Genomic DNA, 25051 nt, shown 5'->3' with positions numbered 1-25051 from the left:
CGGCTCCGGCCGGGGCCCGCGCTTCTTCACGCGTTGCCTACGATGCTCGGCATGAAGGAACCCTCCCGTCAGGCGCAGTGGGAACGCCGTACGCAGACCCCACTGCTGGTGCTCGCCGTGGCTTTCGCCGTGGCGTACGCCGTGCCCATCGTCGCCCCCGACGCGACCGCGGACGTGCACCGGGCCTGCACCCACGTGGAGTGGCTGGTGTGGGGTGCCTTCGCGCTCGACTACCTGGTGCGGCTGGGTGTCTCGACGGACCGCAAGCACTTCGTCCGGACCCACTGGCTGGACCTGGCCGCCGTGGTGCTGCCGCTCGTGCAGCCGCTACGGCTGCTGCGGCTGGTCGCCACGCTGATGCTGGTGGGCCGGCGGGCCCGGATGGCCCCGCAGATCCAGCTGACGACGTACGTGGCCGGGGCGGTCGTGGGGCTGCTGATGTTCGGGTCGCTGGCGGTGCTGAGCGTGGAGCGGGACGCCCCCGACGGGAACATCAAGAACCTGGGCGACGCCGTGTGGTGGTCGTTCACCACGATGACGACGGTCGGGTACGGGGACCACTCGCCCACCACCGGACTCGGCCGGGTTCTGGCCGTGGGCCTGATGCTGTCGGGGATCGCCCTGCTCGGTGTGGTGACCGCCAACATCGCCGCCTGGTTCATCTCGCGCTTCGAGCGCGACGACCAGGCGGAGCGGCTCCAGCTGGCGGCCATCCGGGAGCTCCGGGAGGAGGTGCGGGCGCTGCGCGGCGAGGTCGCCCGGCTGGGCCGCACGGCGGCCACGGCCACGGCCGGGGCCGCGGCCGCGGCCGCGGCCGGCACCACACCCGCGACCCGGACCCCGACCTCGCCCGCATTCGCACCCGCACCCGCACCCGATCAGCCGTGCGCCCCGGCGCAGCGGGAAGCTACCTCTCCCACACCTTGAACGCCCGGACCTGGTAGGGCGACTGGGGCAGCCAGACCCCGTCGCCCGGGTAGGTCTGGAACTCGCCGGTCTCCGCGCACTCCGCCGACTGGTACGTGGTCACCGGCCGCCCGGTGCGGTTGGTGAGCGACTGGGCGCTGGTTCCGGCGGGCAGCGCGGTGCAGCTGTCGACGTCCAGGGTGCTGAGCTCGTGGGTCCGTTTGGTGCCCTTGAACTCCGGTTTCGCCCACAGGCACAGCTGCCCGGTCGCGCAGGCTCCGAGGGCCGGCGGGCCCGCGGCCTGGGCCGTGGTGGCGGTACTCGGGATGAGGGCGGTGAGGGCCAGGACGGTCGCGGCCAGGACGGTGGTGACGCGCGTGGTTCCACACGTACGCATGACGGGTCAACTCCTTGTGGACGGCGGGCACCCGGACCGTTTCCGGGGCCTCGCTGACACCACGCTGACCTGCGGTGACGGGCGGACGGAAGGGGGCCCGGGCGGGTCCACCCGGATAGGCGACGGCCCCGCCGGAACCGTCCGGCGGGGCCGTCGTACGTACGGAGTTGACGCTTCCGGGAGCCGTCGGAGCGGGCCGGCGCCCGCCCCGGCGGGGCTGGGGCCCCGGACGGCGGCCGACCCGAACGTGTCATGCGCGGCCGGTCGCACGCACGGGCCCGGGACGGCGGACGGCCCTTCGCAAACGGCTTAACGCGAAGGTCACGGCCCGCCGGTCACCGGTACTCTGACCGCCCACTCGGCGTCGGAAGGGAGCACCGGAGTGATGATCGACGAGCGGTCGGCGCCGGCGGCACCGGTGCCCGGACTGCGCGAACGCAAAAAGCGCCGCACCCGGAACGCACTGCTGCGCGCCGCGCTCCTGCTCTTCCTCTCCCAGGGGTACGAGCGCACCACCGTCGACGAGATCACCGACGCCGTGAACGTGTCCCAGCGCACCTTCTTCCGCTACTTCGCCAACAAGGAAGAGGTCGTCTTCGCCGTCCAGGAACTGACCGAGGCGCACTTCGTCGCCTCCCTGCACGCCCGGCCGGCCGCCGAGGGCCCCCTCGAAGCCATGCGGGGCGCGGCCCTCGCCGCCTGGGACACCGTCGAGGAGGCCCTCGCCGACGTGGTCCCCGTCGACCTCTACATGCGCAGCTACCGGCTGATCGAGTGCACCCCGGCCCTGCTCGCCGTGCACCTGCGGCGCTCCACCGAGCTGGAGGAACGGATCTCCCGGCTGATCGCCGCCCGCGAGGGCCTGGACGTGGACGCCGATCCGCGGCCGCGGGTGGCCGTCGCCGCGTTCTGCGGCGTGATGCGGCTCACGGGGCGGCTCTGGGGGCAGGGCGAGGACACCAGCGTGGCCGCGATCCGGCGGCTGACGGAGGCTTACCTCGACCGCATCGGCCCGTCGCTGGCCGCGAGCTGGCGCCCGGAGGCGGCCGGGGCCTGATCGCCGGGACTCCCCCGGGAGTTGTAGCGGATCACCCGCGTTCCGTAAGGGGTAACACGGTCGGCCGTGAGTCCTGTCACCCAGGGCGCCACGGCCGGTGGAGGTCTCCTACGCTGGTCCCAGTGAATCTGTCCGGCTTCGCCCACCCCCCCGTTCCCGGCGCCGACCCGCGCCCTGCCGCCCTGCGCGCGCTGCTCGCGCTGGCGGTGGTCTTCATCATGCTGGCGACCACCGGCTGGACGGCCGTGCACCGGCCCGAGGGGGCCACCCCGCTGCGGGCCGCCGCGCTCCAGGCCTGGGCCAAGGCCAGGATCGACGGCCGCCCGGTACCGCCCGCCGACGCCCCCGTACGGACGGTGGCCCGGTTCTTCGCGGGCCTCGACGGGGCGCAGCGGGCCCGGCTCGCCGACGGCTACCCCTTCGTCGTGGGCAACCTCGAGGGGGCTCCGGCCGCCACCCGCTACCGGGCCAACCTGCACGGCCTGGAGCAGGCGCGCCGGGTCGAGGACGCCCGCAGCCGCAACGTGGCCCTGACCCCGGCCGATCGGGCGGTGGCGACCCGGCGCTCCCACCGCTTCGCCTCGCTCGCCGACCCCGGCCGGCAGATCCTCACCTTCGATCCCACCGGCGGCGGCCGCGTGGCCGAGGTCTTCGGTGACCTCGACCGGGCCCGCCGGGTCTCGGTGATCGTGCCCGGTGTCGACACCGACGCGCTCACCTTCGAGCGCACCCAGCGCCGCCTGACCTCACCCGTCGGCATGGCCGAGTCCCTGTACGCGGCGCAGCGCGCGACCGCGCCGGGCAGCCGGACCGCGGTCATCGCCTGGGCCGGCTACACCGCGCCCGCCGGGGTGGGCATGGACGCGGCCACGGGACGGATGGCCGTCGAGGGCGCGGTGCGGCTGAAGGCGCTGACCACGTCCCTGCCCGGGGGCTCGGGCGTGGCGCTGTTCTGCCACAGCTACGGATCGGTGGTGTGCGGGGTCGCCGCGCACGAGCTGCCGGCCCGCGTGACGGACGTGGTGGTGGCGGGCAGCCCCGGGATGCGTGCTTCGAGCGTCGAGGGCCTGCACACCTCGGCCCGGGTCTGGGCGACGCGGGACGAGGGCGACTGGATCGCGGACGTACCGCACCTGGAGGTCGGCGGGGTGGGCCACGGCGCCGACCCGGTGTCCCCGGAGTTCGGGGCGCGGCTGCTGTCCTCGGCCAGGGCCAGGAGTCACAACGGCTATTTCGCGCCAGAAACGGACTCGGTGGAGAACTTCGCCAAGATCGGAACCGGCGCGTTCGCTTCCGTTGTCTGCGCGACCGGGGACGACGCCTGTCGGCGTGGAATTTCCGGGACAGAGGCGGACTGACGCGCGTAGAGGCGTGGAAAACGGGCCCCGCACCGAGGGGCGACGCGCGGGGGCGCCGCCCTTTACGATGTGCCGCATGGGTGACGTACTGGCCGGAAATCATGCCGTCTGGGAGTTCGACTCGGACTCGGTGCTCATCCGCTTCTCACGGGGGATACGAACGCCGAGAGTGCCGAGGCTCCTGCACGCCCTCGGCTCGCGCCGGATTCCCTTCGAAGCGGTGTCCGAGGTGACCGTGACCGCCGGGAAGCGGGACACGGTGGTTCTGCGTGCCGTCCCGCGGCCGGGCGCGGATCCGCTGATCGAGGCCGCCGCCGGGCAGCTGAAGGAGAACTGCGACCCGTACCGGCTGGTGCTGCCGGGCGACCGGGCGCCGCACGCCGCCGCGTTCGCGGACGCCCTGCGGTCCCGGCTGGGGCCGGATGCCGCCGAGCCGGCCGACCGCTTCCTGGTCGACGTACCGAAGCCGCCGGTCCACCTGAAGGCGTTCGACGCACGGGTGGATTTCGACGGATCGGCGGTCACCTTCCGCTGGTCCCGTACCGGCGCCACCGGCACCAAGTGGAAGGCCGGCGACCAGCGCGTCCCGCTGGCCGCCCTCACCGGCGTCGAGTGGTGCTCCCCGGAGGGCCCGGGCGGCCACCTGAGGCTCCACGTGCGGGACACCCCCTCCGACCCGCGCCCGGACCACGACCTGACGGCGGCCGTCTTCGGCGTGGGCTACGGGGCGGTGCACGAGTCGCTGCCGTTCGCGGCCGCGGTCCTGGCCGCGGTGCGCGGCCGCGCCCGGGTCGGCGCCGTGAACTCGGCCCCGGCCGCGCGCGCCGGGGGCGAGCGGATGCGGCACCTGGACGAGCTGCACAGCGCGGGGCTCCTCACGGACGCCGAGTACGTGGAGCTGCTGGACCGCTTCCGGGCCTGAGCAGTCCGCACCAACACGCCCGGGACAGAGGCCCGTTGACATCGTTCGTTCCGTGCAGCACTCTTTCACTACTTAACTAGTGAAAGGGTGCTGCACGTGCTGGAGTACCGCATCGACCGGCGCAGCGGCATGGCCACCTACCTGCAGATCGTCCACCAGACCAAGCAGGCCCTGCGCCTGGGACTCCTGGAACCGGGCGACAAGCTGCCCACCGCGCGCGAGGTCGTCGAGGCGACGGCCATCAACCCGAACACCGTGCTCAAGGCCTACCGGGAGCTGGAACGCGAGGGCCTCGTGGAAGGGCGGCGGGGCATGGGCACCTTCGTCCGGAAGTCCCTGGGCAGCGCACCGGCCGACTCCCCTCTGCGGGAGGAACTCGCCGACTGGGCACGGCGCGCGCACGCCGCCGGGCTGGAACGGGACGACGTGGCCGCGCTCTTCACATCCGTACTGGACCAACACTTCAAGGGGGAAGACGCGTGACGGATGATCCGGTGATCGAGGCGTCCTTACTCGGCGTGCGCTACGGACGGCGGCGCGGCTGGGCACTGCGCGACTGCTCCTTCGAGCTGCCCGCCCGGCGGGTCTGCGCGCTCGTCGGCCACAACGGAGCGGGCAAGTCGACCCTGCTGGCGCTCGCGGCGGGACTGCTCCGGCCGACCGAGGGAACCATCGACGCACCGCCGCGCGAGGAGACGGCCTACGTGGGCCAGGACAAACCCCTCTACCCGCAGCTGACCGTCGACGAGACCCTGCGCATGGGCCGCGAGCTCAACCCCGGCCGCTGGGACGCGAAGAGCGCGGAGCGGATCGTCGACGAGGGCGGACTCGACCGCGCCGCCAGGGTCCGGACCCTCTCGGGCGGCCAGCGCACCCGCGTCGCCCTGGCCCTCGCCCTCGGAAAGCGCCCCGGCCTGCTCCTGCTGGACGAGCCGATGGCCGATCTCGACCCGCTCGCCCGGCACCAGCTCATGGGGACGCTGATGGCCGACGCCGCCGAGAACGGCACGTCCGTGGTGATGTCCTCGCACATCCTCACCGAGCTGGAGGGTGCCTGCGACCACCTGCTGCTCGTCGACGGCGGCCGGATCCGCCTCTCCGGCCCCGCCGACGAGGTCGTCGCGGCCCACCGCCTGCTCACCGGGCCCGCCACGGCCCTCACCGACCTCGCCGCGCACACCGTCGTCGAGTCCCGTACGGCCGGCCGCCAGCTCACCGCCCTGGCGAGGCTGCGCGGCCCGGTCGACACGGACACCTGGCAGACGGCCCACCCGTCCCTGGAGGAAGTCCTGCTCGCCCACCTGCGCTCCCCCGGGGCACCGGCCCTCACCATCCGTCCCCTCACCGCCGAAGGGGTGGGGGCATGAGCGTGCTGACCTTGAAGGGCCCGCGCTGGGTCACGGTCCGCCAGCACCGGCGCGCCCTGTGGGCGCTGCCCGCCGCGGTCGCCGCGAGCCTCGCCGTCGTCGTCGCGCTGCGCTGGTGGGCGAGCCTCCCGTCCGGTCTGCGCTCGGACAACCCGGACGGCCCGCTGCGGTCGGCGATGGACTACGCCGGCAAAGGGATGCTGTTCCTGCCCCTGCTGCTGGGGGCCTTCGTCGCCGGCCCGATGATCGCCCGCGAACTGGAGAGCGGCACCTACCGCCTCGCCCTGACCCAGTCGTCGACACCCCGGGCCTGGCTCGCCTCGAAGATCACGGTGGCCGCCGTGGCCGCGGTCGCCGGTTCGGCCGCCCTGGCCGGGGTCTACCGCCTCGGCTGGTCCCCGCTCGACGGCACGCACCAGTTCTCCTGGCCGGACCGGGGGCCGTACGAAGCGCTCGGCACGGTGCTCGTCGCGTACTGCCTCCTGGGCGTGACGGTCGGAGCCCTCGTCGGCCAGCTCGTACGGCGCACGCTCGCCGCCATGGCGGTCACCGGACTCGTCACCGGCCTGGTGATGGTGCTGCTCGGCGCCCTGCGGTGGTCCTTCCTGCCCGTGCGCACCCTCACCACGTCGTCGGCCGAGACCGGGGTGCCGATGCCTCCGAGCGGCGCCTTCATGATGGACTCCGGACTCACCACTGCCTCGGGCGAACGCCTGCCCGAGTGGACCTGCTTCGCACGCTCCGGCAGCCTCAGGGTGTGCCCCGGAGACCTGAACGTGACCGGGTGGTACGTCGACTACCACCCGGCCACGCACTACTGGCCGACCCAGTCCATCGAGACGGCGGTGGTCTTGGCCCTGGCCGCCCTCGCCCTCTGGGCCGCCTTCGCGGTCCTGCGCACCCGGTACCGCTGAGGCGCGCGGCCAGGGCCTGTTCTCAGCTAGGGTCCTGGCCCTCGCGGGCCTCCGAGGTCGCGCTCATGTCCGGGTAGCGGTCGCCCGCGACCTGGGCGGCGATCGGCTCCAGGCGGCTCAGCTGCGTCTGCGTGAGGGTGATCCGGGCCGCGGCGGTGTTCTCGCGCAGCCGGCCCGGCTTGCGGGTGCCCGGGATGGGGACCACGGTCAGCCCGTGCACCTTCGCCCGCTGCTGCACCCAGGCCAGGGCGATCTGCGCCGGGGTCGCCCCCAGCTCCCCGGCGATCTCCCGGACCGGGGCCAGCAGCGCCGCGTTGGCCTTCGCGTTCTCGCCGGTGAACCGCGGCTGGTGCCGGCGGAAGTCGTCCTGCGACAGCTCCGCGGTGGCGTCGGCGAAGGCCCCGGTCAGAAAGCCCCGGCCCAGCGGGGAGTACGGCACCAGCGCCACGCCCAGCTCCGCCGCCGCGCCCACCGCGCTGCGCTCCACGCTCCGGCTGAAGAGCGACCACTCCGACTGGAGCGCCGCGATCGGGTGGACGGCGTGCGCCTCGCGCAGTTCGGCGCCGGTGACCTCGCTGAGGCCGAGGTGGCGCACCTTGCCCTCCCGCACCAGCTCCGCCATGGCGCCGACCGACTCGGCGAACGGCACGGCCGGGTCGCGCCGGTGCATGTAGTAGAGGTCGATGACGTCCACGCCGAGGCGGCGCAGGCTTTCCTCGACGGCCCGGCGGACGTACGCGCGGTCGTTGCGCACGCCCCGGTGGGCGGGGTCGTCGGTGCGCTCTATGGCGAACTTCGTCGCCAGGGTGATCTCCTCCCGGTGCGCAGCCACGAACGGGGCGAGGAACTCCTCGTTCCGCCCCCGCCCGTAGACGTCCGCGGTGTCGAAGAGGGTGACCCCGGCGGCCAGCGCCGCGTCCAGGGTCGCGCGGGCGGCCGCCTCGTCCGTGTCCCCGTAGAACTCGCTCATGCCCATGCAGCCGAGGCCCTGGACGCCGACCAGCGGGCCGCCCTTGCCGAGTTCGACCTGGTCGATCTTCGTGGCTTCCGTCATGGCTGTGCCTTCCCCGAGTAGATGCCGATCTTGTAGTCCAGTACGGCCAGCGCGTCCGTGAGCTCCGAGATGCGCGCCCGCACCTCGTGCCGTGTCCGCTCCAGCAGCTCGCGGCGCTCCCCGACCGTGTGCGCGCCCTCACGGACCAGTTCGGCGTACCGGACCATGTCCGCCACCGACATCCCGGTGGCGCGCAGCTTGCCCACGAAGGCCAGCCAGTCGAGGTCCTTGTCGGTGAAACGCCGCTGTCCCGAGTGGGAGCGGTCCACGTGCGGCATCAGGCCGATCCGCTCGTACCAGCGCAGGGTGTGCTGGGTCAGACCGGTCCGGGCCTCGACCTCGCTGATCGTGTACCGCGTCTGCGTCAGGCTCTGGCTCATGACCCCACGCTAAAACCCTGGAGTGCACTCCAAGCAAGTAGGCTCGGCCGCATGGAGAGCATGGAGGCCGGCAACGGCATGGAAAGCCTGCGGATCATCGAGACCTGGCCGGTGGACACGGCCGCGGCGGCCGTCGTACGCGCCGACGGGAGCCTCGCCGGCGCCCACGGGCCCGTCGACCACCGCTTCGCGCTGGCCTCCGTGACCAAGCCGCTCGCCGCGTACGCCGCCCTCGTCGCGTACGAGGAAGGGGCCATCGAGCTGGACGAGCCGGCCGGGCCCGAGGGGTCGACGGTCCGTCACCTGCTCGCGCACACCAGCGGCCTGGCCTTCGACGAGCACCGGGTGGCGGCCCCGCCCGGGGAGCGCCGGCTGTACTCCAACGCCGGTTTCGAGGTCCTCGGCGACCACATCGCGAAGGCCACCGGCATCCCCTTCGCGGAGTACGTGCACCAGGCGGTCTTCGAACCGCTGGGCATGGAGCGGACCGCCCTGGAGGGCTCGCCCGCCAAGGACGGCGTCTCCACCGTGTCCGACCTGCTGCGCTTCGCCGCCGAGCTGCAGGCGCCCCGGCTGCTGGACGTCCGTACGGTCGCCGCGGCGACCTCCGTCGTGCACCCCGGGCTCAAGGGCGTCCTGCCGGGGTACGGGCACCAGTCCCCCAACGACTGGGGCCTCGGCGTGGAGATCCGCGACGGCAAGTCCCCGCACTGGACGGGCCTGTCCTCCTCGCCCCGCACCTTCGGCCACTTCGGCCAGGCCGGCACCTTCCTGTGGGTGGACCCGGACGCGCGCGCCGCGTGCGTGGCGCTGACCGACCGCGCCTTCGGCCCGTGGGCCGTGGCGGCCTGGACCCCGTTCACTGACGCGGTCCTGGCCGAACTGCGCCCGGCCTAGGGAAGTTCCCAGATCAGCAGTTCCCCCGGGGACCCGGCGGTGATCTCCAGGTCCCGCTCGCCGGTGATCCGCACCGAGTCCCCGGGGCCCAGTTCCTCCCCGTCCAGGCGCAGGTCCCCGCGCACCACGTGCAGGTACACCCGCTCCGCCGCCGGCACGGCCACCCGCTCGCCCGCGCCGGGCCGCCGCACGTGCAGTACGGCGCCGGCCGCGGGAACCTCGTAGGGCGTGCCGTCGGCGATGTCCCGGACCACCTCGTACGAGGGATCGCCGCCCGCGGCGAGGGGCGCGAGCCACATCTGCACGAAGCGCAGCCGCCCGACCCCGTCGTTGCGCTCCACGTGCCGCGCGCCGGATCCGGCGCTCAGCCGCTGCACGCCCCCGGCCCGGACCAGGCCCTTCTCACCGGTGCTGTCCTGGTGGGTGAGCTCTCCCTCGACGACCCAGGTCACGATCTCGGTGTGACTGTGCGGGTGCTCGTCGAATCCGGCGCCCGCGGCGAGGACCTCCTCGTTGCAGGCCAGGACGGGGCCGAAGCGCAGATTGTCCGGGTCGTAGAAGGACCCGAAGGAGAAGGCGTGCCGGGTGGTGATCCCGGCGGCCGGGTCCCCGCCCTCGTACCGGTCGGCGCCTCGGCGTACATCAATCATGGGGGCCACGGTAGACCCAGTCGCGGCACCGGGTCGCGGGTCCGGCCCGGTACCGGACTCCGCGCACCCGTCCCGATAAGGCAGTCTTGTCACGTGCCTCAACCCGAACGTGAGCATTCCCCCGCCACACACGCCGCGCATCCCGCTCCCGCCCATCCGCACACCGCGACGCTGCGCCGACTGGAGAAGTCCTCCGGCCGGCTCGCCGCCAACGCGATCGCGCGGATGGACGAGACCCTGCCGTGGTACCGGGCGATGCCACCCGAGAACCGGTCCTGGATCGGCCTGGTGGCGCAGGCCGGCATCGCCGCGTTCACCGAGTGGTTCCGGCACCCGGAGACCCCGCAGGCGATCTCCACCGACGTGTTCGGGACGGCTCCGCGCGAGCTGACCCGGGCGATCACCCTGCGCCAGACCGTCGAGATGGTCCGCACCACGATCGAGGTCATGGAGACCGCGATCGAGGAGGTGGCGGCTCCCGGCGACGAGCAGATCCTGCGCGAGGCGCTGCTCGTGTACGCCCGGGAGATCGCCTTCGCGACGGCCCAGGTGTACGCGCAGGCCGCCGAGGCGCGCGGGGCGTGGGACGCCCGGCTGGAGTCCCTGGTCGTCAACGCGGTGCTGTCCGGCGAGGCCGACGAGGGTGCACTCTCCCGGGCGGCGGCGCTGGGCTGGAACTCCCCCGAGCACGTGTGCGTGGTGCTCGGCACCGCGCCGGAGGGGGACAGCGAGCTGACGGTGGAGGCGATCCGGCGCGCGGCCCGCCACCACAAGCTGCAGGTCCTCACCGGAGTGCTCGGGGACCGGCTGGTCGTCATCGCGGGCGGCAGCGACAACCCGATGCAGGTGGCGAAGTCGCTGATCGGGCCGTTCGCGGCCGGTCCGGTGGTGGCCGGCCCGGTGGTCTCCGACCTGCTGAACGCGACGAAGTCGGCGCAGGCCGCGGCGGCCGGGCTGAAGGCCTGTACGGCCTGGCAGGACGCCCCGCGTCCGGTTCTGGCGGACGATCTCCTGCCGGAACGCGCGATCGCCTCCGATCCCGCTGCCAGGGAACAACTGGTGGAGGAGATCTACAGACCGCTGGAAGAGGCAGGGTCTGCGCTGCTGGAGACGCTGAGCGTCTACCTGGAGCAGGCGAGCAGCCTCGAAGGGGCGGCGCGGATGCTGTTCGTGCACCCCAACACGGTGCGCTACCGGCTGCGACGTGTGACCGACGTCACCGGATGGTCACCCTCCGATGTCCGCTCGGCGTTCACGCTGCGAATCGCCCTGATTCTCGGGCGTCTGGCCGACGGCGATCTCCAGTCCTAGACTTTTGTCGGACATCAACAATTACCCCGACGGTTCTTCGTCCCTGTCCCCACGGGCGGCCGGGACCATCCACAAGAGAGAGTGTGAGGGTGCTCGTACTCGTCGCTCCCGGCCAAGGCGCTCAGACGCCCGGCTTCTTGACTCCCTGGCTCGACCTCCCCGGTGCCGCTGACCGCGTCGCCGCCTGGTCCGATGCCATCGGGCTGGACCTTGCCCACTACGGCACGAACGCTGACGCCGACGAGATCCGCGACACGGCCGTGGCCCAGCCCCTGCTGGTCGCCGCGGGCCTGCTGTCCGCCTCGGCGCTGCCCGCTTCCCTGACCTTCGGCGCCGTCGCCGGCCACAGCGTCGGCGAGATCACCGCCGCCGCCTACGCCGGCGTCCTGTCCGAGGCCGACGCGCTGTCGTTCGTCCGGACCCGTGGTCTCGGCATGGCCGAGGCCGCCGCCGTCACCGAGACCGGCATGGCCGCGGTCCTCGGCGGTGACCGCGACGTGGTCGTCGCCCACCTGGAGAAGCTGGGTCTGACCCCGGCCAACATCAACGGCGCGGGCCAGATCGTGGCCGCCGGCACCATGGAGCAGATCGCTGCCCTGGAGGCCGACAAGCCCGAAGGCTCCATGAAGGTCGTCGCCCTCAAGGTCGCGGGCGCCTTCCACACGCACCACATGGCCCCCGCGGTGGCCACGCTGGAGAAGGCCGCCGAGGCCCTCTCCCCGGCGGACCCGGTGCTGAAGTACGTCTCGAACAAGGACGGCCTTGTCGTCACCACGGGCGCCGACGTCGTCGCCCGCCTGGTCGGCCAGGTCGCGAACCCGGTCCGCTGGGACCTGTGCATGGAGACGTTCGCCGAACTGGGCGTCACGGGGATCATCGAGCTCTGCCCCGGTGGCACCCTGACGGGTCTGGCCAAGCGCGCGCTGAAGGGCGTACCGAGCGTGGCCCTGAAGACCCCGGACGATCTCGACAAGGCCGCGGCGCTCGTCGCCGAACCGACGGCCTGAGAGAAGGAGCCCACACAGCATGTCCAAGATCAAGCCGGCCAAGGGCTCCCCGTACGCCCGCATCCTCGGAGTCGGCGGCTACCGCCCGACCCGCGTGGTGCCCAACGAGGTCATCCTCGAGACCATCGACTCGTCCGACGAGTGGATCCGCTCCCGCTCGGGCATCGCGACCCGCCACTGGGCCTCGCCCGAGGAGACGGTCGCCGCGATGTCGGTGGAGGCCTCGGGCAAGGCGCTGGCCGATGCCGGTGTCTCCCCCGAGCAGATCGGTGCCGTGATCGTCTCGACGGTCTCGCACTTCAAGCAGACTCCGGCCGTCGCGACCGAGATCGCGCACCGGATCGGCGCGGTCAAGCCCGCCGCCTTCGACATCTCCGCGGGCTGTGCCGGTTTCGGCTACGGTCTGACCCTGGCCAAGGGCATGGTGGTGGAAGGTTCGGCGGAGTACGTCCTCGTCATCGGCGTGGAGCGGCTCTCGGACCTGACCGACCTGGAGGACCGCGCGACGGCCTTCCTGTTCGGCGACGGCGCCGGCGCCGTGGTCGTCGGTCCCTCGGACGAGCCGGCCATCGGCCCCACGGTGTGGGGTTCGGAGGGCGACAAGTCCGACACGATCAAGCAGACCGTGCCGTGGGACGAGTTCCGCACCAAGGACAGCGCCGAGAAGTTCCCGGCCATCACGCAGGAGGGTCAGGCGGTCTTCCGCTGGGCCGTCTTCGAGATGGCCAAGGTGGCCCAGCAGGCGCTCGACGCCGCCGGGATCACCGCGGACGACCTGGACGTCTTCATTCCGCACCAGGCGAACATGCGGATCATCGACTCGATGGTGAAGACTCTGAAGCTGCCGGAGCACGTCACGGTCGCCCGTGACGTGGAGACCACCGGCAACACGTCGGCCGCCTCGATCCCGCTCGCTATGGAGCGGCTCCTGGCGACCGGAGCGGCGAAGAGCGGCGACACCGCGCTCGTCATCGGCTTCGGGGCGGGACTCGTCTACGCCGCGACGGTCGTTACCCTCCCCTAGGGCCGGGATCCACATCCCGGTCCGTCTACCCAGTTACCCAGAGAAGGAGCGCCACATGGCCGCCACGCAGGAAGAGATCGTCGCCGGTCTCGCGGAGATCGTCAACGAGATCGCGGGCATCCCGGTCGAGGACGTCCAGACCGAGAAGTCCTTCACCGACGACCTGGACGTCGACTCGCTGTCCATGGTCGAGGTCGTCGTCGCCGCCGAAGAGCGCTTCGACGTCAAGATCCCGGACGAGGACGTCAAGAACCTCAAGACGGTCGGCGACGCCGCGGACTACATCGCGAAGCACCAGGCCTGAGCCTGACGAGCGTTTGTCGCCACCTGGCGGTGGCGCCGTGACAATTCAGCACCCCCTGAGACGTGGAGAAAGAATTCCTGTGAGCCCGACCAATCGCACCGTGGTCGTCACCGGTATCGGCGCAACCACTCCGCTGGGTGGCGACAGCGCTTCGACCTGGGAAGGTCTGCTTGCCGGCCGTTCCGGCGTAACGCCCCTGGAGGGCGAGCGCTTCGCCGAACTCCCGGTACGCATCGCCGCCCGTGCCGCCGTGGACCCGAGCGAGGTCCTGCCCCGGCCGCTGGCCCGCAAGCTCGACCGCTCGGCGCAGTTCGCCGTCATCGCGGCGCGCGAGGCGTGGGCCGACGCCGGCTACACCGCCCCGGCCGGCGAGGACGAGAAGATCCGGCCCGAGCGCCTGGGCACGGTGATCGCCTCCGGTATCGGCGGTGTCACCACCCTGCTCGACCAGTACGACGTACTGAAGGAAAAGGGTGTGCGCCGGGTCTCCCCGCACACCGTCCCCATGCTCATGCCGAACGGCCCGTCGGCCAACGTCGGCCTGGAGGTCAACGCCCAGGCGGGCGTGCACACTCCGGTCAGCGCCTGCGCCTCCGGGGCCGAGGCCATCGGCTACGCCGTCGAGATGATCCGTACCGGCCGTGCCGACGTGGTCGTCGCGGGCGGCACCGAGGCGGCGATCCACCCGCTGCCCATCGCCGCGTTCGCCAACATGATGGCGATGTCCAAGAACAACGAGAACCCCGAGCAGGCCTCCCGTCCGTACGACAAGGGCCGTGACGGCTTCGTACTGGGCGAGGGCGCGGGCGTCGTCATCCTGGAGTCCGCCGAGCACGCCGCCGCGCGCGGCGCCCGGGTCTACTGCGAGGTGCTGGGCCAGGGCCTGTCCGCGGACAGCCACCACATCGCGCAGCCGGAGCCGACCGGCCGCGGTGTCGCGGCCGCGGTGCAGAACCTGCTCGACAACACGGGCCTCGACCCGGCCGAGCTGGTCCACCTGAACGCGCACGCCACGTCGACCCCACAGGGTGACACGGCCGAGCTGAAGGCCCTGCGCAAGGTGCTGGGCGACGACCTCGACCACATCGCGATCTCCGCGACCAAGTCGATGACCGGTCACCTGCTGGGCGGCGCGGGCGGTATCGAGACCGTCGCGACCGTGCTGGCGCTCTACAACCGGCTGGCCCCGCCGACGATCAACGTCGACGAGCTCGACGAGGACATCGACGCGGACATCGTGCGCGGCGAGCCCCGCAAGCTGCCGGCCGACGGCCCGATCTCCGCGATCAACAACTCCTTCGGCTTCGGCGGTCACAACGTCACCCTGGCGTTCCGCACCGTCTGATCCCGTACCGCACGGCGAAGGGCCCCGCACAGCAGTCGCTGTGCGGGGCCCCTCGCGTCGTACGGGTTCAGACCACCTGGTGGAGCCAGCGGACCGGGGCGCCCTCGCCCGCGTAGCGGAAGGGCTCCAGTTCGTCGTCCCAGGGCTTGCCGAGCAGTTTGGCGATCTCCGCCTCCAGGTCGGTCTCGCCGCGCGCGGACCGGGCGAGGGCGGCGCGCAGCCGGTCCTCCGGAATCAGGATGTCGCCGTGGATGCCGGTGACGGCGTGGAAGATGCCGAGCTCCGGGGTGGAGCTGTAGCGCTCGCCCTCGGCGTTCGGGCACGGCTCCGCGGTCACCTCGAAGCGCAGCAGGTGCCAGCCGCGCAGCGCGGAGGCGAGTTTCGAGGCGGTGCCCGCTTCGGCCTGCCAGGAGAACTCGGCTCTCCAGGTGCCCGGGGAGGCGGGCTGCCTGATCCAGTCGAGGTTCACCCGCACCCCGAGCACGCCCGCAACAGCCCATTCCACATGCGGGCAGAGCGCGCGCGGTGCGGAATGCACGTACAGGACTCCACGTGTCGTCACCGGGACCTCCAGTGGTGGACGAGGTCGGGAATAAACTCCAGAAAACGGACAGTATGTGACGTGATGTAATGTAACGGAAATTATTTGACATTGCGCTACGGGACCTGCGGCCGAAACGCCACGGGAAAAAGCTACCGTGCGCCAGGGGTCATGGTGTGACGTACGGTCGCTCCGAGGCCCGTAAACACAGAGCTTTCACTCAGCAGGACCCCCCGAACGATGCGGGGGCGACAAGGAGGAGCCCTTCCCATGCGCACCACCGCTCCGCGCCGCCGCGCGCGCCGGATCCTCGCGGGCGCGGGTGCGGCGGCGGTGCTGCTGGCCGGCGCGGCGACGGGGTGCAGCTCGGGCGGGTCGGGCGGGGAAGGCGAGCGCGGGGGGCAGGCCGCTCCGCGCTGGAACACGGCGCCGGCCTCGGTCGCGGCCGTGGGCGACTCCATCACACGCGGTTTCGACGCCTGTTCGGTCCTGGCCGACTGCCCGGAGGTCTCCTGGGCCACCGGCAACGACCCCGCGGTCCGCTCCCTCGCCGCCCGGCTGCTCGGGGACGCCGAGGTGCCCGCCCGCAGCTGGAACTACGCGGTGACCGGCGCACGGATGGCGGACCTGCCGGGGCAGCTGGCGGAGGCCGCCGCGCACAAGCCCGACCTGGTCACGGTCATGGTGGGCTCGAACGACGCCTGCCGGCCCACGGCTTCGTCGATGACGCCGGTGGCGGAGTTCCGGGACGGATTCGAGAAGGCCCTCGCCGGGCTCCGGGCCTCGTCCCCCTCCTCCCAGGTGTACGTTTCCAGCGTGCCGGACCTCCAACGGCTGTGGGAGCAGGGCAAGGATCTCCCGATGGTGCGCCAGGTCTGGAAGCTGGGCATCTGTCAGTCGATGCTCGCCGATCCGCTGTCGGCGGCGACGGGGGCGACGGCCCGGCGCGAGCAGGTGCGGGCGCGGGTGGTCGAGTACAACGAGGTGCTGCGCGAGGTCTGCGCGAAGGACGCGCTGTGCCGCTACGACGGCGGGGCGGTCTTCCAGTACCCCTTCGCGGCGGATCAGTTGAGCCGCTGGGACTGGTTCCATCCGGGCAAGGACGGGCAGGCACGGCTGGCGGAACTGGCGCACCGCCAGGTGACGGCCGCCGAACCGCCACGTTGACGCCGCTGTGCACGGAGGGTCCGGGGGCGAGTGTCAGGACTCGCCCCCGGACCGGCTTTCAGGGGTGTTTCAGGGGTGATTTCCAGCCATTTCCGATGGTTACGGTGTGTTACGCGATGTCGAGCGTGGCCGTCAGCCGTGTGTCACCGTGCGAGTGGCTCGCGCGGACCTCGTAGGCGCCGCCGATCCGCTGCCAGCCGGAGGCCTCCTGGTCCCAGATCTCGAAGGCCCGGGCGGGCAGGGCGATCACGGCCTCGACGGTCTCACCGGGTCCCGCCGAGACGCCCGCGAAGGCCGCCAGCCAGCTCGCCGGGCGCTCCACGGTGTCGTCGCCGACGGGGGCGAGGTAGACCTGGACGACCTCGCGGCCGGGCCGGGCACCGGTGTTGGTGAGGCGGACCCGGACCGTGTCTGCGGTGGCCTCCAGGGACTCGTACGCCCAGTCGGTGTAGCCGAGGCCGTGCCCGAAGGGGAAGGCGGGGGCCACGCCGTGCTTCTCGTAGGCCCGGTAGCCGATGAAGAGCCCCTCCCGGTACTCCAGGCGCCCCTCGGTGGGGACGACTTCGGTGACGGGCGCGTCCGCGAACCGCGCGGGCCACGTGGTGGGCAGCCGCCCGCCGGGCTCCGCGTCGCCGAGCAGTACGTCGGCCAGCGCGGCTCCGCCCTCCTGCCCGGGGAACCAGGTCAGCAGCACCGCGGCCACGTCCTCGCGCCACGGGAGCTCCACCGGGGAGCCCGCGTTGACGACGACCACGGTGTTCGGGTTGACGGCGGCGACGGCGCGCACCAGGTCGTCCTGGCGGCCCGGGAGGGTGAGGTCCTGGCGGTCGAAGCCCTCGGACTCCACGCGCTCGGTGGTGGCGACGACCACGACGGCGGTGTCGGCGGTGCGGGCGGCGGCCACGGCCTCGGCGATCAGCTCGTCGGCGTCGCGCCGCGGGCCGAGGTGGAGCAGCGAGAACATGATCGCCTTGAGCGGCAGCGCGGACACGTCGGGGACCTGGTAGGTCAGCGACACCTCGACGGGCTCGCCCTCGGTGACGGTGACGCGGGCGCGCTCGCTGGGGGCGCCGAAGAAGGCCTCGAAGGGGTCGGCCTCGTTGCCCATCTCCTGGACGCCCTCCCAGAGGGTCCGCCCGTCGACCGCGAGGCCGAAGGCGCCCAGTCCGCGGGTGCCGAAGGCGTGCTCGCCGCTCTCGCGCGGGATGAACGTACCGGAGACCTCGATGCTCGCCATGGTCTCGTACGTGGCGCCGGCGGGCAGGTCGTCGCCGATCCACTGGACCTGGCCGGTCGGCAGGCTGCCTTCGCCGATGACGGCGCCGGAGGCGTCGCGGCAGACGGCGCGGAGCTCGAAGCCCTTGTCGGCGGGGACCAGTTCGTCGGAGGGGTCGGCGCCGACGGTGAAGGTCAGGGCGCCGTCCGGGAGGGCGGCGGTGAGGCCGTCGAGCGGGGAGACGATCCGCTCGGGGAAGACGGTGGCGCTGCCGCCGCCGAGGACGCGGGCGTCGCGGGCCGCGGCGCCGGAGAGGGCGACGGTGCGGCCCGCGGAGGCGTCGAGCGGCAGGGCGGCGCTTCTGCCGGGCACGGCCTCGTTGCGCACGAGGACGAAGCCGCGGGCGGCGAGCTCACGGGCCAGTGCCTGGCCGTCGACCGGGGCCGGGGCGGCCTCGACGACGGCGGGCGCGCCCTCCAGGGCGCCGACGCGGGCGGCGAGGCGCAGGACGTTGCGCACGGCGCCGTCGACGACGGCCTCGGAGACCTCCCCGGCGCGGACGGCCTCGGCGAGGGCGGGCCCGTAGACGGTGGTGGGGCCGGGCATGGCCACGTCCAGGCCGCCTTCGATGTCGCCTGTGGTGGAGCGGGCCGCCATCCAGTCGGAGACGTTGTACCCGTCGAAGCCCCATTCGCCGCGCAGGACTTCGTTCACCAGGTACCGGTGCTCGGTCATCGTCGTGCCGTTGACCTGGTTGTAGGCGGTCATGATGCCCCACGGGTGGGCGTTCGCGACGATGGCCTCGAAGGGCGCCAGGTAGAGCTCGCGCAGCGGGCGCGGGGCGATGACGGAGTCGACGGTGAACCGGTCGGTCTCGGCGTCGTTGCCGACGAAGTGCTTGACGGTGGTGCCGACCCCGCCGTCCTGGACGCCGTTCACGTAGCCGCTGCCGATGACCCCGGTGAGGTACGGGTCCTCGGAGTAGCACTCGAAGTGCCGGCCGCCGAGCGGGGAGCGGTGCAGGTTGACGGTGGGTGCGAGCAGGACGTGGACGCCCTTGCGGCGGGCCTCCTGGGCGAGGAGCCGGCCTGCGCGGCGGGCGAGCTCGGGGTCCCAGGCGGCGGCGAGCGCGGTCGGGGAGGGGAGCGCGATGGACGGGTCGTCGGCGGTCCAGCGCACGCCGCGGACCCCGATGGGGCCGTCGGACATGACCAGGGACTGCAGCCCGATCTCCGGGATCGCGGGCAGCGACCACATGTCCTGCCCGGCCAGCAGTCGGGCCTTGGTGTCGAGATCGAGCTTCCCGAGCGCCACTTCGACGACGCTGGTGCGGACCTGATCGGCATCGGTCACGGCCGTGCCTCCTCGTTGAGTGCGGTGGTGCGGTGCGGTGGCCCCCATCGTGGACCCGTTACCTGTTGAACGGTAGGGTTCGTAATCTTTTCGTGATACCAAGATGCCGTACGGTCCTGCTGGCAGGAGTCGTACGGGAAGGGGTGCCGGGGCGATGGTCAGGGCGAGGAGCGAGGAGCGCCGCGGGGAGATCGTCCGCGCGGCCGTCGAGGTGATCGCGGAGCGCGGCTACCGGGGCGCGTCCCTGGGCACGGTCGCCGAACGCGTGGGCCTGACCCAGCAGGGGCTGCTGCACTACTTCCCGACCAAGGAGGCGCTGCTGGTCGCGGTGCTGGAGGAGCGCGACCGCTGGGACACCGGCGGCGGCTCGCGCGCCGCGGCCGACACCTGGCGTCTCGACCTGCTGGCCTCGCTGGTGGAGTACAACGCGATGCGTCCGGGCATCGTGCAGACCTTCTCGGCGCTGCTGGGCGAGAGCGTCACCGACGGGCACCCGGCGCGGGAGTTCTTCACCGAGCGCTACGCCCAGGTCCGCGCGGAGATGGCGGCCGTGCTCCGCGCCGAGTTCGGCGAGCGCCTCCCCTCGGGCCTCACCCCCGAACAGGCGGCCCCCCTGCTGACGGCCGTCATGGACGGACTCCAGTACCAGTGGCTGCTCGCCCCCGAGTCGGTGGACATGCCCGCCGCCTTCCGCTCCTTCCTGACCCTCCTGCGGGGCCCCGCGGACTGCTGAGCCCGGGCTAGGGCGGGCCGAGCAGTGGGTCGTGGACCGGGCAGGAGGGCCGACGGCGGGGCACCCGGTAGTACGCCCGGTCGCGGAGCCGGCCCGTCCAGGGCTCCGCGGTGGACGGCCGCTTGACGAGGAGGTGCCGGCTGCTGCCCGCCCCCAGGTGCCTGCGGTACTCGCCCAGCAGCGGGTCCACCGCCCCGAGGAACCCCCGTATCTGATCCTCCACCAGGCAGAACGGGCAGTCCGGGCCGGGCGGCAGGTGGAACTGCCGGCCCTCCGGCCGGGCGTCGTTACCGAAGGCGGTGAGGACCAGCGCGCCGGTGTAGGTCACGCACACGCCCATCACCTGGGGCCCTCGGAGCTCGCGACGCGCCCACCGCCCCAGCATCCCTCCCGGCCCGCCGGTACGTCGACCCCCCGGAAGGACCGGGCACCACCCGGCTGGCATCCTCGGCCGCATGAAGATCGCCGCAGCCCAGATGACCTGCGTCCCCGCCGATGTCCACGCCAACGTCGCGCAGGCAGCCGTCCTCGCCGCCGCGGCGCGCGAACAGGGCGCCGGACTGCTGGTGTTCCCCGAGTTCACGCTCACCGGTTACGAACTGGACGCGCTGGCGGCCGACCCCGGTCTGTGGACGGCCGCCGACGACCCGCGCCTGGACCCGCTGCGCTCCGCCGGCATCGCCACCGCCGTCAACGTCGCCCTGCCCACCGCCGGCCCGCGCCCCGCCATCGCGACGCTGGTGCACGACGCGGACGGCGCGCACGTGACGACGTACGCGAAGCAGCACCTCTTCCGGCACGAGCAGGACGTCTTCGCGCCGGGCGCGGGCGACGGGCGCTTCGAACTCGGCGGGATCCGCTTCTCCCTGGGCGTCTGCTACGACAACCACTTCCCCGAACTGCCCGGCCGGGGCGCGGCCGACGGCTGCCGGGTGCACCTGGCGAGCTCCCTGTACGGGACGGGCGACGGGATCGGCGAGCGCGCCACCGTGTACCCGGGGATCGCCGAGGAGCACGGCCTGTACGTCGTCCTCGCCAACCACGTCGGCCCGGCGGGCCCGTGGACCGGCTGCGGCCGCGCGGCCGTGTGGGCCCCGGGCGGCGCCCTGCTCGTCGAGGCGGACGACCGTACGCCGTCGGTGGTGACCGCCGAGGTCGGCCCCGCCGTCTGAGGGGTGCGCGTGTCAGGCGGGTTGCGGGTGTCAGGCGGGGTGCGCCAGGCGGTCGGGGTGCGTCAGGCGGTCGGGGTGCGTCAGGCGGGCTCGGGCACCCGCACCTCGTGGTCCGGACGCGGGGCGTCGAGGTCCGGCAGCTGCGGCGCGGCGGCCTTGCGGTCCGAGACCAGGGCGGGCACGACGATGGCGAGGGCCGCCACCGCGTACACGCCGGTCCAGAAGACCCAGCCGCCGGGCGGGGCCCAGTGCGCCGAGGTCGGCACCCACGAAGCCTTGTTGCCGACGGCGAACCGGCGCAGCGTCCAGTAGAACGCCGCCACGTTGGCCAGCGCCAGGCCGCCGACGCAGAGGCCCACCAGCCGCCGCCAGGGGAAACCGCGTCCGGGGACGCGCGTGGCACAGATCAGCACGGCCATCAGCGGCAGGCCGACGGCGAAGGGCAGCAGGTAGCGGCCCTGCCACACCATGCCGATCCGTTCCGCCTCCGAGGCCTGCGCGGCCACCGGCACCATCACGATGGCCACGAGCATGCCGAGCACCGCCACCACGTCGCGCTTGTGGCCGTAGACCAGCGCCAGCGCGACGAGCGTCGCGAGGACCGCCATCCACACCAGGTACAGCAGGGCCGGGCCCGGGGTGTCCAGCCAGCCGAAGAACCCCACCATCTGCTTGATGTACCAGTCGGTGTTGCCGAGGGTGCGCTTCGCGGCCACGCCCGCGGTGAGCGAGTCGGGGATGTCTATCTCCGAACGGTCCGGGTGCCTCGCCGCCCAGTACAGCGCACCGGCCGTCGCCAGGCCCAGCAGGGCCGTCCAGAGCCACAGGGCCTTGCGGCGCAGCACGGATCCCAGCACTCCGCGCCGCTGCGTCAGCAGCAGGCAGAAGACGACCGCTCCGCCGAACCAGATCAGTCCGAGGGGCCGGATGTTGATCAGGACCAGGCCGCCGGTGCCCAGTCTGGCCAGCCGCCGGTTCAGCAGCACCGGGTCGGGTGACAGGACGATCGACAGCAGGGCCGTCCACACCAGGATCCCGGCGGCGATCTCGCCGCCGCTGGGGTTGAGCGTGCCGGACATGTAGAGCGTCATCGGCGTGGCTGCGGCGAGCACGCCGAGCACGGCCAGCGAGCGGCGCCGCCATTCGGCGGCCGTCACCACCGCGCTCGCCAGCAGGGCCGAGCAGAGCAGCGCCGACATGAAGCGCATCAGGTACAGCCCCTTGGGGCCGTCGGCGAGCAGGCTCGGCCAGCCGGTCGCCAGGTAGTACGCCGGGTGGTAGCGGCCGGCCGCCGTGGGGACCTGGACGATCTTCTCGGAGTCGCCGAGCGAGGGCGCACAGGACGCGGGCTGGGACTGGCGCCACGCGTAGCACTCGTGCACCGTGGCCAGGTTCCCGTACCACTGCGGGAGCTGCATCCCGGCCTCGGCGAACTGGCCGTCGATTCCCGCCACCCGGTGCGGGACCATCACCAGGGGTCCGCTGATCTGGCCCCGGGCGGCGGCCGCGGCACGGACGAAGTGTGCGTGCTCGTCGGGAGAGCCGCCGATGGGGCTGGCGGCGGACCAGGAGCCCGCGAGCGCGAAGAACAGCGCGAACGAGATCAGCCAGAGCCGCCTGGCCGTGCCGGCGGACCAGTCGGCCAGCCGCGTCAGTGCGGAGATCATCGGTTCCCCCGGGTCATCGGATGAAGCTCAGCCAGCTCTGGTCGCCGTCCTTGGAGCAGGTGCCGCCGGGCGCGTACCTCGGGCAGCTGCCGTCCTGCTCCGTGATGGTGTGCGAGACCCACGGCAGGATCCGGTAGGTGTTCTCCTTGGCCGGCATGTAGCGGTCGGCCATCGAGGAGGAGACGGTGCCGAGGAGCAGGAGCTGCGCGCACAGGGCTCCGATCACCGCGCCTTCGCGGCCGGGGAAGCCGGTGCCCGCCGTACCGCTCGCGGACTCGGAGCCGGTCGCGGAGCCGGCCTCGGCCCGGCGTGCGGCCATCCGCTGGGAGACCAGGTGGACGACCAGTGCGCACAGCAGCAGCCCGCAGTAGAGGAGCTGGTTGTTCGTGCGGGTGTAGAGCTGGACGGTCTGCGTCTCGTACATGTGCGAGGCGATGTACATGCGCATCACCCAGGCGCTGATGAACATCGCGGCGACGGTGACCACCATCGGCCTGCGGATGCCCAGCCAGATCGCGGCGCCGAGGCAGACGAAGGTGACCAGGGCGAACAGGCCGACCCCGCCGTACTCGCCGGGCGGCGGCCACTCGCCGACCTTGCCGGGCATGTCCGTGCGCCACATGAGGTAGTAGGCCGGGTCGGTGAAGTTGTCGAACCGGAAGTTGTAGTCCTTGGTGGTCTGCCCCTCGGTCAGCATGACCACGAGGTAGCGGCCGGCGACCACGAGGAAGGCCGCCAGGGAGGCGCCGAGGAAGGCCACGCCCTTGAGCCGGCCGAGTCGGCCGGTCCGCCACGGGAAGTACAGCAGCACGGCGAACAGGACACCCGCCGCGCTCCACAGGAACCAGCCCGAGTAGGTGAGGAACAGCACGCCGAGGAGCGCGCCGAATCCGGCGCCCTTGAGCAGGAGCGGCCGCCAGCCCTGGGTGCCGCTGCGGCTCAGCGACACCACCATCGCCACCAGCACCGGCACGAGCACCACGAGCACGGTCTGGCTGTACGGCTTGTACGCGTCGATCAGCGCGAAGGCCGGGGCCACGCCGAAGGCGAGGGCTCGGACCGGGCCGAGCAGCATGCGCCAGCACAGGTAGACCAGCGGGCCGAAGGCGGCGGCACCGAGGATCTGGAGGTCCTTGAACGCGTACGCGGTGTTGCCGCCGCGGAACCACTCGGCGTAGTAGCCGAGGGTGTAGAGGGGAGCCGGCGGGTAGACCGGCGAGCCCGAGGGACGGCCGTTGGCCACCGCGTGGGCCCACTCGACGATGCGGCCGCTGTCGCCGTTGAGGCCGAACATCGGCCAGGGCGTCCCGTGGAGGGCGACGACCGCGCCGGCGGCGACGAAGCCACTGGCCAGGCCCGCGAGGGCGGCGGCGGCGATCCGGGCGGCCAGGTCGAAGTGCCGGCCTCCCCGCAGCCGCATGGCCAGCGCCACCGCGGCGATGAACAGCAGACCGACGAGCGCGAACCGCAGCTGGATCGCGGCGAGGCCGCTGACCTGTGCGATCCGGTCCAGGGGGTCGAGCTTGAAACGGACGGCCAGCATCGGGAGCACGAGCGCCGCGCCGAACGCGACGACGGCTTCGAGGAGCAGGAGCGTGCCGCGGGAACCGAGCCCGCGCCGGACGGCGGGTATCGGGCGAGCGGGCGCGGCCGGTCCGCCCGGGGGCAGCACGGCGACCGTGCCCTCGGTACTGACTGTCACTGCTGTGTCCCTACTGCTGGTCGGTCCTCGGCCCGGCGGCCGGTCGTGGCTCGGCAAGCCGCTGCCCGGCTCCGGGCTTCTCCCCGAAGCTGCGGGCCAGGGCGGACTCAAAGGCAGTGAGAGACGGCCTCGGCACTTGCTGCCGCCATGCATACTACGGGCCCACGAGGGGGTGACGGAGGCCGCCGGCTGATCACGAGTCGGCTACGCGGAGTCCGGTAGCAGATGCTTTGTGCCCCACTCCCCCAGGGACTCCAGGGCCGCGTTCAGGCTCTGTCCCAGCGGGGTCAGGGAGTACTCGACGCGCGGCGGGACCTCCTCGTGCACCTCGCGGTGGACGATGCCGTCCGATTCCAGCTCGCGCAGCTGCGCGGCGAGCACCTTCTCGGAGACGCCGGGGACGAGCCTGCGCAGTTCACCGAAACGGCGTCGCGGGCTCCGCTCCAGCTCCCACAGGAGCGAGACCTTCCATTTGCCGTCGATCACCGACATCGCCGCGGCGATCCCGCAGTGATCGGCACCGGGCCTTCGTGTCACCGCCATCGCGCACCCCTCCCCACCTGTTCGCTCACCTTGGGGTAACCACCCACTCCAAAGTGCGTACTTG

26 protein-coding genes are annotated in these 25051 nt (G+C 72.7%); 16 read left to right on the top strand and 10 right to left on the bottom strand.

Annotated features, from left to right (window positions below; genetic code table 11):
• The first annotated feature begins 51 nt into the window (after nt 1-51).
• A complete protein-coding gene (locus tag RIU97_RS27590) occupies nt 52-927 on the top strand; it encodes a potassium channel family protein (protein ID WP_404960280.1) in 876 nt (291 codons plus the stop codon).
• Here the strand turns inward: RIU97_RS27590 and RIU97_RS27585 are convergent.
• Entirely contained in the window at nt 908-1303 is a 396-nt protein-coding gene (locus RIU97_RS27585) for a peptidase inhibitor family I36 protein (RefSeq protein ID WP_319721469.1), read from the bottom strand. The two genes, RIU97_RS27590 and RIU97_RS27585, sit on opposite strands and share 20 nt — an antisense overlap.
• Nucleotides 1304-1688: 385 nt before the next feature.
• Here RIU97_RS27585 and RIU97_RS27580 point away from each other — a divergent pair, with 385 nt between their 5' ends.
• The 6 genes from RIU97_RS27580 (at nt 1689) to RIU97_RS27555 (ending at nt 6921) form a co-directional block, all read left to right on the top strand.
• Complete coding sequence (locus RIU97_RS27580; RefSeq protein ID WP_404960279.1) at nt 1689-2360, top strand: TetR/AcrR family transcriptional regulator; 672 nt, start codon at nt 1689-1691, stop codon at nt 2358-2360.
• Nucleotides 2361-2578: 218 nt separating this feature from the next.
• Nucleotides 2579-3718, top strand: a complete 1140-nt coding sequence (locus RIU97_RS27575) for an alpha/beta hydrolase (RefSeq protein WP_404962956.1) — start codon at nt 2579-2581, stop codon at nt 3716-3718.
• Nucleotides 3719-3794: 76 nt separating this feature from the next.
• Entirely contained in the window at nt 3795-4640 is an 846-nt protein-coding gene (locus RIU97_RS27570) for a DUF4429 domain-containing protein (RefSeq protein ID WP_404960277.1), read from the top strand.
• Between the two features lie 96 nt (nt 4641-4736).
• Entirely contained in the window at nt 4737-5123 is a 387-nt protein-coding gene (locus tag RIU97_RS27565) for a GntR family transcriptional regulator (RefSeq protein WP_404960275.1), read from the top strand.
• Nucleotides 5120-6007 carry an ATP-binding cassette domain-containing protein gene (locus tag RIU97_RS27560; protein WP_404960273.1) on the top strand — a complete coding sequence of 296 codons (888 nt, stop codon included), beginning with the start codon at nt 5120-5122 and terminating at the stop codon, nt 6005-6007. The genes RIU97_RS27565 and RIU97_RS27560 overlap by 4 nt, the downstream gene beginning before the upstream one ends.
• Entirely contained in the window at nt 6004-6921 is a 918-nt protein-coding gene (locus tag RIU97_RS27555; protein WP_404960271.1) for an ABC transporter permease, read from the top strand. Before RIU97_RS27560 ends, RIU97_RS27555 begins: the two co-directional genes overlap by 4 nt.
• 22 nt (nt 6922-6943) lie before the next feature.
• On the opposite strand, the gene RIU97_RS27550 is transcribed toward RIU97_RS27555, so the two are convergent.
• Nucleotides 6944-7975, bottom strand: coding sequence for an aldo/keto reductase (locus tag RIU97_RS27550; protein ID WP_404960269.1), 1032 nt, complete (start codon nt 7973-7975; stop codon nt 6944-6946).
• Nucleotides 7972-8355 carry a MerR family transcriptional regulator gene (locus RIU97_RS27545; RefSeq protein ID WP_319721477.1) on the bottom strand — a complete coding sequence of 128 codons (384 nt, stop codon included), beginning with the start codon at nt 8353-8355 and terminating at the stop codon, nt 7972-7974. The genes RIU97_RS27550 and RIU97_RS27545 overlap by 4 nt, the downstream gene beginning before the upstream one ends.
• A gap of 78 nt (nt 8356-8433) precedes the next feature.
• Here RIU97_RS27545 and RIU97_RS27540 point away from each other — a divergent pair, with 78 nt between their 5' ends.
• On the top strand, nt 8434-9252 hold the full coding sequence (locus tag RIU97_RS27540) for a serine hydrolase domain-containing protein (protein WP_404962955.1): 819 nt from the start codon (nt 8434-8436) through the stop codon (nt 9250-9252).
• Here the strand turns inward: RIU97_RS27540 and RIU97_RS27535 are convergent.
• Entirely contained in the window at nt 9249-9902 is a 654-nt protein-coding gene (locus RIU97_RS27535) for a pirin family protein (protein ID WP_404960267.1), read from the bottom strand. The genes RIU97_RS27540 and RIU97_RS27535 overlap by 4 nt on opposite strands.
• Nucleotides 9903-9995: 93 nt before the next feature.
• Between RIU97_RS27535 and RIU97_RS27530 the strand changes: the two genes are divergently transcribed.
• The 5 genes from RIU97_RS27530 (at nt 9996) to fabF (ending at nt 14893) form a co-directional block, all read left to right on the top strand.
• Entirely contained in the window at nt 9996-11213 is a 1218-nt protein-coding gene (locus RIU97_RS27530; protein ID WP_327413786.1) for a helix-turn-helix domain-containing protein, read from the top strand.
• Between the two features lie 89 nt (nt 11214-11302).
• A complete protein-coding gene (locus RIU97_RS27525; protein ID WP_404960266.1) occupies nt 11303-12220 on the top strand; it encodes an ACP S-malonyltransferase in 918 nt (305 codons plus the stop codon).
• A 19-nt stretch (nt 12221-12239) separates the two neighbouring features.
• Nucleotides 12240-13244, top strand: a complete 1005-nt coding sequence (locus RIU97_RS27520) for a ketoacyl-ACP synthase III (protein WP_404960264.1) — start codon at nt 12240-12242, stop codon at nt 13242-13244.
• Nucleotides 13245-13299: 55 nt separating this feature from the next.
• The gene (locus tag RIU97_RS27515) at nt 13300-13548 is read left to right on the top strand and encodes an acyl carrier protein (RefSeq protein WP_327413789.1); all 249 of its coding nucleotides are present in this window, start codon (nt 13300-13302) and stop codon (nt 13546-13548) included.
• Nucleotides 13549-13627: 79 nt separating this feature from the next.
• Complete coding sequence (gene fabF, locus RIU97_RS27510) at nt 13628-14893, top strand: beta-ketoacyl-ACP synthase II (protein WP_361769432.1); 1266 nt, start codon at nt 13628-13630, stop codon at nt 14891-14893.
• 67 nt (nt 14894-14960) lie between these two features.
• On the opposite strand, the gene RIU97_RS27505 is transcribed toward fabF, so the two are convergent.
• Nucleotides 14961-15455, bottom strand: coding sequence for a DUF3145 domain-containing protein (locus RIU97_RS27505; RefSeq protein ID WP_351291109.1), 495 nt, complete (start codon nt 15453-15455; stop codon nt 14961-14963).
• A 249-nt stretch (nt 15456-15704) separates the two neighbouring features.
• Here RIU97_RS27505 and RIU97_RS27500 point away from each other — a divergent pair, with 249 nt between their 5' ends.
• Nucleotides 15705-16601, top strand: a complete 897-nt coding sequence (locus RIU97_RS27500; RefSeq protein WP_404960261.1) for an SGNH/GDSL hydrolase family protein — start codon at nt 15705-15707, stop codon at nt 16599-16601.
• Nucleotides 16602-16710: 109 nt separating this feature from the next.
• Here RIU97_RS27500 and RIU97_RS27495 read toward each other — a convergent pair whose 3' ends face one another.
• Complete coding sequence (locus tag RIU97_RS27495; RefSeq protein ID WP_404960259.1) at nt 16711-19218, bottom strand: beta-glucosidase; 2508 nt, start codon at nt 19216-19218, stop codon at nt 16711-16713.
• A 106-nt stretch (nt 19219-19324) separates the two neighbouring features.
• Between RIU97_RS27495 and RIU97_RS27490 the strand changes: the two genes are divergently transcribed.
• Nucleotides 19325-19903, top strand: a complete 579-nt coding sequence (locus RIU97_RS27490; RefSeq protein WP_404960258.1) for a TetR/AcrR family transcriptional regulator — start codon at nt 19325-19327, stop codon at nt 19901-19903.
• A 7-nt stretch (nt 19904-19910) separates the two neighbouring features.
• Here RIU97_RS27490 and RIU97_RS27485 read toward each other — a convergent pair whose 3' ends face one another.
• Nucleotides 19911-20237, bottom strand: a complete 327-nt coding sequence (locus RIU97_RS27485) for a hypothetical protein (RefSeq protein WP_404960256.1) — start codon at nt 20235-20237, stop codon at nt 19911-19913.
• A 121-nt stretch (nt 20238-20358) separates the two neighbouring features.
• Here RIU97_RS27485 and RIU97_RS27480 point away from each other — a divergent pair, with 121 nt between their 5' ends.
• Nucleotides 20359-21075 carry a carbon-nitrogen hydrolase family protein gene (locus RIU97_RS27480; RefSeq protein ID WP_404960255.1) on the top strand — a complete coding sequence of 239 codons (717 nt, stop codon included), beginning with the start codon at nt 20359-20361 and terminating at the stop codon, nt 21073-21075.
• 80 nt (nt 21076-21155) lie between these two features.
• On the opposite strand, the gene RIU97_RS27475 is transcribed toward RIU97_RS27480, so the two are convergent.
• From RIU97_RS27475 to RIU97_RS27465, 3 genes are all read right to left on the bottom strand, one after another.
• A complete protein-coding gene (locus RIU97_RS27475) occupies nt 21156-22742 on the bottom strand; it encodes a DUF2142 domain-containing protein (protein ID WP_404960253.1) in 1587 nt (528 codons plus the stop codon).
• Nucleotides 22743-22755: 13 nt separating this feature from the next.
• Nucleotides 22756-24444 carry a hypothetical protein gene (locus RIU97_RS27470; RefSeq protein WP_404960252.1) on the bottom strand — a complete coding sequence of 563 codons (1689 nt, stop codon included), beginning with the start codon at nt 24442-24444 and terminating at the stop codon, nt 22756-22758.
• Nucleotides 24445-24648: 204 nt separating this feature from the next.
• The gene (locus RIU97_RS27465) at nt 24649-24987 is read right to left on the bottom strand and encodes a winged helix-turn-helix transcriptional regulator (RefSeq protein ID WP_404960250.1); all 339 of its coding nucleotides are present in this window, start codon (nt 24985-24987) and stop codon (nt 24649-24651) included.
• Nucleotides 24988-25051: the final 64 nt, after the last annotated feature.

Source organism: Streptomyces sp. 147326, from assembly GCF_045000215.1.
Taxonomy (GTDB): domain Bacteria; phylum Actinomycetota; class Actinomycetes; order Streptomycetales; family Streptomycetaceae; genus Streptomyces.
This window is presented reverse-complemented; position numbering and strand designations above follow the sequence as displayed.

Excerpts from the sequence above, each read along its gene's own strand:
- RIU97_RS27585 (WP_319721469.1), bottom strand. The coding sequence starts at position 1,303 with ATGCGTACGTGTGGAACCACGCGCGTCACCACCGTCCTGGCCGCGACC.
- RIU97_RS27490 (WP_404960258.1), top strand. The coding sequence starts at position 19,325 with ATGGTCAGGGCGAGGAGCGAGGAGCGCCGCGGGGAGATCGTCCGCGCG.
- RIU97_RS27500 (WP_404960261.1), top strand. The coding sequence starts at position 15,705 with ATGCGCACCACCGCTCCGCGCCGCCGCGCGCGCCGGATCCTCGCGGGC.
- RIU97_RS27575 (WP_404962956.1), top strand. The coding sequence starts at position 2,579 with ATGCTGGCGACCACCGGCTGGACGGCCGTGCACCGGCCCGAGGGGGCC.
- RIU97_RS27520 (WP_404960264.1), top strand. The coding sequence starts at position 12,240 with ATGTCCAAGATCAAGCCGGCCAAGGGCTCCCCGTACGCCCGCATCCTC.
- RIU97_RS27495 (WP_404960259.1), bottom strand. The coding sequence starts at position 19,218 with ATGGGGGCCACCGCACCGCACCACCGCACTCAACGAGGAGGCACGGCC.
- RIU97_RS27555 (WP_404960271.1), top strand. The coding sequence starts at position 6,004 with ATGAGCGTGCTGACCTTGAAGGGCCCGCGCTGGGTCACGGTCCGCCAG.
- RIU97_RS27475 (WP_404960253.1), bottom strand. The coding sequence starts at position 22,742 with ATGATCTCCGCACTGACGCGGCTGGCCGACTGGTCCGCCGGCACGGCC.
- RIU97_RS27590 (WP_404960280.1), top strand. The coding sequence starts at position 52 with ATGAAGGAACCCTCCCGTCAGGCGCAGTGGGAACGCCGTACGCAGACC.
- RIU97_RS27465 (WP_404960250.1), bottom strand. The coding sequence starts at position 24,987 with ATGGCGGTGACACGAAGGCCCGGTGCCGATCACTGCGGGATCGCCGCG.
- RIU97_RS27480 (WP_404960255.1), top strand. The coding sequence starts at position 20,359 with ATGAAGATCGCCGCAGCCCAGATGACCTGCGTCCCCGCCGATGTCCAC.
- RIU97_RS27550 (WP_404960269.1), bottom strand. The coding sequence starts at position 7,975 with ATGACGGAAGCCACGAAGATCGACCAGGTCGAACTCGGCAAGGGCGGC.
- RIU97_RS27535 (WP_404960267.1), bottom strand. The coding sequence starts at position 9,902 with ATGATTGATGTACGCCGAGGCGCCGACCGGTACGAGGGCGGGGACCCG.
- RIU97_RS27580 (WP_404960279.1), top strand. The coding sequence starts at position 1,689 with ATGATCGACGAGCGGTCGGCGCCGGCGGCACCGGTGCCCGGACTGCGC.
- RIU97_RS27515 (WP_327413789.1), top strand. The coding sequence starts at position 13,300 with ATGGCCGCCACGCAGGAAGAGATCGTCGCCGGTCTCGCGGAGATCGTC.
- RIU97_RS27570 (WP_404960277.1), top strand. The coding sequence starts at position 3,795 with ATGGGTGACGTACTGGCCGGAAATCATGCCGTCTGGGAGTTCGACTCG.
- RIU97_RS27540 (WP_404962955.1), top strand. The coding sequence starts at position 8,434 with ATGGAAAGCCTGCGGATCATCGAGACCTGGCCGGTGGACACGGCCGCG.
- RIU97_RS27545 (WP_319721477.1), bottom strand. The coding sequence starts at position 8,355 with ATGAGCCAGAGCCTGACGCAGACGCGGTACACGATCAGCGAGGTCGAG.